This is a genomic window from Bifidobacterium sp. UBA6881, assembly GCA_002451435.1.
In the GTDB taxonomy this organism is placed as follows: domain Bacteria; phylum Actinomycetota; class Actinomycetes; order Actinomycetales; family Bifidobacteriaceae; genus Bifidobacterium.
The window spans coordinates 8,717-11,947 of the sequence record DKCF01000068.1; the positions used below are offsets into that span (position 1 = coordinate 8,717).

Consider the following 3,231-nt stretch of genomic DNA (forward strand, 5'->3'; position numbering starts at 1 on the left):
GCCGCCTATACGCCATTAAGGAAACCAAAAGGGCGTTCGCCGCGAATCCATGCAGGAATCGCGGCGAACGCCCTTTGCCGAATCAGCGATGGGCGGAAGGCTCAGTGCTTGATGGTGACGTTCATGCGCACCGGCGTCGGCTCCGCATACGTGTGCTTCACCGTGCAGCCCTTGTCGATGTGGCGGGTGACGCGTTCCTTGAGCTTTTCGGCGTCTTCGTCGCTCAAGCCGGCATCGGTGGCGTCGATGACGACCTGCTCGTCGAAACCGATGTAGGCGTCGTTGTCGGCGTCGTACGTGCCGTCGACGACGATTTGCGCGCCCTTGCCTTCGCCCAGGGTGTGCTCCACCGCGAACTGGCTCGACAGCGCGGCGCAGCCGGCCAGCGCCACCTTCATCAGATCGCCGGGCGTGAACTGCCCGCGGCCCTTGCCGAATTTGATGTGCGCGCCGTCTTCGCTGAACGCGTCCCAGGAGCCGTCCTTGTTACGCTCCACCCACAGTCTCTTGCCCATGGAAACTCCTCGTATCGTATGGCGCGCCTTTCGCGCCAATCCATATATCAATCTAGCGTATCGCGATGATGCCGAGGGAGCGGATTCCGCAAGGTGAAGCACGGCGTGCTGGGGCATTGGCGTCCGCCATGGCGTTCGTGGCCGCGCGATGTATGCCTGTCTCGGCGAGCATGCTGCTGATGGCCCGCGTGCCGCGTCCGCCCAAGGGCATGGTCTCGTGGGAATGATGCTCTCGTGGGCTGGGCGCTTCCATGCAGGCATTGAGCTCGACGACGAGCCACCATGATGGCGTGTAGCGTACACCGGCTAAGCTGTGTTGCTATGGCTTTGACTCCTGAACAACTCGCAGATATCCGCACCCGTATTCCCGCGCGTCCCGACACCGACATCCCGATGCCGTACGAGGATCTGGTCCGCAAGATCCTGACCGAGGGCGCGCTGAAGTCCGACCGTACCGGCACCGGCACGATCTCCCTGTTCGGCCAGCAGATGCGCTTCGATCTGAGCCATGCCTTCGCCGATTCCGGCGTGTCGCCCCATGGCGAGGGCTTCCCCTTGCTGACCACCAAGACGGTGTTCTTCCGGGGGCTTGCCACCGAGCTGCTGTGGTTCCTGCGCGGTTCCGACGGCGGCAACATCAACTACCTGCTGGAACGCAACGTGCACATCTGGGATGATTGGGCCGACGAGAACGGCGATCTGGGCCCGGTGTACGGCGTGCAGTGGCGCAGCTGGCCGGCTCCGACGCCGGATGACCCGAACCGCACCATCGATCAGATCGCCAACGTGCTCGACCTGATCAAACACCATCCCGATTCCCGCCGCATGGTCGTGTCCGCATGGAACCCCGCCGAGGTCGAGCAGATGGCGTTGCCTCCGTGCCATGCGCTGTTCCAGTTCTACGTGGCCGACGGCAAGCTGAGCTGCCAGCTGTACCAGCGTTCGTGCGACATGTTCATCGGCGTGCCGTTCAACATCGCGTCATATGCGCTGCTGACGCTGATGATCGCGCAGCAGGCCGGTCTCGAGCCGGGCGAATTCGTCTGGACGGGCGGCGACTGCCACGTGTACGACAACCATATCGACCAGGTGTTGGAGCAGTTGGGCCGCAAGCCGTACCCGTATCCGCGCATTCGCATCACCAAGGCCGATTCGCTGACCGACTACCGGTACGAGGACTTCGAGATCGTCGATTACCGGCATCATCCCACCATCAAGGCGCCGGTCGCGGTCTGAACCCATCCCGCTTTGAGCGTCTTCGCCAAACGTTAGACTACTGACTCTAGTTCGACTTCAAGGAGTGAATGAAATGGAGCACGATAGTAGCCGTAGCGGCTATCACGAACCCGAGCCCGGTCATGCCGGGCGTGAGAGCGAAGAGGATTGGGGAGACGATTTCCCCAAGACCTTCTCGGTGAATCTGATCTGGGCGCAGGCATGTGACAAGGAAGGTCACGACGGCGCCATCGGATTCAAGGGTGGCATGCCTTGGCATCTGCCGGAAGACATGAGGCGTTTCAAGGAGCTTACCGTATCCCACCCGGTCATCATGGGCCGGAAGACGTGGGAGTCGCTGAGTCCGAAGTACCGTCCGCTGCCGAACCGCGACAACATCGTGGTCTCCGGCGATTCCGCGTATTCGGCGCCGGGTGCGACCGTGGTGGATTCCCTGGAAGACGCTTTGGACCTCGCCCGCCAGGAAGCCATTCCGGATGATGGCCTTGACCGCAGCGAGATCTGGGTCATCGGCGGCGGGCAGCTGTTCAAAGAGGCCATGCCTTTCGCCGACAAGGCGTACGTGACGCAGATCAGCATGCATGTGGACGCCGACACCTATGCTCCCGACATTCGTGGATTGGTGGAGTCCGGCGCATGGCATGTGCTGCAGGAAGGCGTGTGGCAGAACACCGGCAAGGGTTCCGACGACATCGCCGGATTCCGCTTCGTCACCTATGCCCGCAATCGTGAGGAGTAGCGTTCCATGTATACCGTGATGACCGTATGCACCGGCAACATCTGCCGTTCCCCCATGGCGGAGATCATCCTGCGCACCGAATTCGAGCGTCGTGGACTTGCCGACAAGGTGGATGTGGAATCCAGCGGCGTCAGCGACGAGGAATACGGAAATCCCATCGACCGCAGGGCGGTGAAGGTGTTGAGGGAGCGCGGCTACGAGTTGCCGGCCCGTCATTTCGCGCACCGCATCACGCGCGACGAGATCGAACGCACCGATCTGTTTCTGCCAATGACCGCATCGCATATGCGCGCATTGCTGCGGCAACTGCCGCAATCCAAGCGTGGCGAGGTGCATATGTACCGCAGCTTCGATCCGAATCTGCCCAAACCGGCGGCTGGATACGAGGACGAAATCGATTTGGTGGATCCTTGGTATGGTGGCGCACACGAATTCCAGGTGGCGATTGACCAGATTGAGGAAGTGGCCCCGTACATCGTCGATTGGGTCGAAAAGCGGTTGCAGGACTGACGATCGATGTGTGTTCGCATGATGCCGACGAATGGTTTCGTCGGCATCACGCGTTTTATGGGGTTTGCTCTCGTTCAAGACCGGCGTCTATCGCAGGTGGCGATTACGCATGCCGCAATACGGCGCATAGACTGAAGAGGCTGCCCTGAATACTGTGCTGAATTCCTGCAGGTCCGGGACCGGCATCGGCTGGAACGAATCTCATACTGGCACTCAATATCCCAACGCCGC

Annotated in this window: 4 protein-coding genes; 3 read left to right on the forward strand and 1 reads right to left on the reverse strand. The window is 61.2% G+C overall.

The genetic code is table 11. The features are described from left to right. Nucleotides 1-101: 101 nt before the first annotated feature. Entirely contained in the window at nt 102-515 is a 414-nt protein-coding gene (locus B3C64_RS05020) for an OsmC family protein (protein WP_291534166.1), read from the reverse strand. A gap of 393 nt (nt 516-908) precedes the next feature. Here B3C64_RS05020 and B3C64_RS05025 point away from each other — a divergent pair, with 393 nt between their 5' ends. From B3C64_RS05025 to B3C64_RS05035, 3 genes are all read left to right on the forward strand, one after another. Next, nucleotides 909-1,751, forward strand: a complete 843-nt coding sequence (locus B3C64_RS05025; protein WP_291534223.1) for a thymidylate synthase — start codon at nt 909-911, stop codon at nt 1,749-1,751. Between the two features lie 73 nt (nt 1,752-1,824). Further along, on the forward strand, nt 1,825-2,490 hold the full coding sequence (locus tag B3C64_RS05030; protein ID WP_291534167.1) for a dihydrofolate reductase: 666 nt from the start codon (nt 1,825-1,827) through the stop codon (nt 2,488-2,490). Between the two features lie 6 nt (nt 2,491-2,496). Next, on the forward strand, nt 2,497-3,000 hold the full coding sequence (locus B3C64_RS05035) for a low molecular weight protein-tyrosine-phosphatase (RefSeq protein WP_291534168.1): 504 nt from the start codon (nt 2,497-2,499) through the stop codon (nt 2,998-3,000). Nucleotides 3,001-3,231 lie beyond the last annotated feature (231 nt).